The sequence below is a fragment of the Bowdeniella nasicola genome (assembly GCF_001907295.1).
In the GTDB taxonomy this organism is placed as follows: domain Bacteria; phylum Actinomycetota; class Actinomycetes; order Actinomycetales; family Actinomycetaceae; genus Bowdeniella; species Bowdeniella nasicola.
The window spans coordinates 1-772 of the sequence record NZ_MQVR01000185.1 but is presented as its reverse complement, the minus strand read 5'-3'; the positions used below and the strand labels follow the sequence as shown (position 1 = coordinate 772).

Genomic DNA, 772 nt, shown 5'->3' with positions numbered 1-772 from the left:
GTGAGTTGTGGAAGATGAACTCGAGGATCACGCGGTGACCGCCCTGCTGTCCAGCACGACCACCCCGCTACACCACTATGAGGGACTCAACTCTGTGGCTCCAATGTGATCCGTAGCGTGTACTCGTCTCCCTTGCAGTACTCGCGACTGACTTCGAGCGTACGGCGCCCAGGGCCACTTACACCATCTACCGCACACGTTGGTTCGTCGTAACCTTCTTCGTAAAAGCCACCCGTGATGTTGTAGATAAGAGAGTCATCAGCGGGTTTCGTGTCAATTGTGACTCGGTTGCCGTCACCTTGGGTGTGTGCGTTGACGGACACATCGCGCGAGCTCACCGTTACTTCGCCTGTTGAGAAGTCTCCGGCAGGTGTGTCAGGTGTTTCTGTGGGGAATTGCCCTGTGTTCGTGGTGGACACTGCTGTCTGCCCGGTGCTTGAGGTCAGGGGCGCACTGATCCAGCGTGCAGCACCCTGGGCGGGCACAAACACGGCCTGGAAACTTGATGTGTGAGAGCCGATCATTTCGCTCCACGTTGCTTTACCACCCGTAACGGGGATTTCGGCGAGGTGGTAGCCGTCGATGTAGAACACGACAGTACCTTCAGCGGCGTCGTTACCAGCATTGAAAATGAGATCAGTGAGGTTCTTATCGCCGTCTTTTTCATTGCCTGCGTGTGGAGGGTGTCAGGAAGTTTGTGTGTGAGGCTCTGATCTAGAAGGAGTTTCACCGATAATGACTACGGTGTCACCGAAGAAAAGCCACGACCCGG

The 772-nt window shown here is 55.7% G+C and carries 1 protein-coding gene; it reads right to left on the bottom strand.

Annotation, left to right across the window (positions count from 1 at the left end):
* Window positions 1-86: 86 nt before the first annotated feature.
* A complete protein-coding gene (locus BSZ39_RS12975; protein ID WP_187343253.1) occupies window positions 87-593 on the bottom strand; it encodes a hypothetical protein in 507 nt (168 codons plus the stop codon).
* Window positions 594-772: the final 179 nt, after the last annotated feature.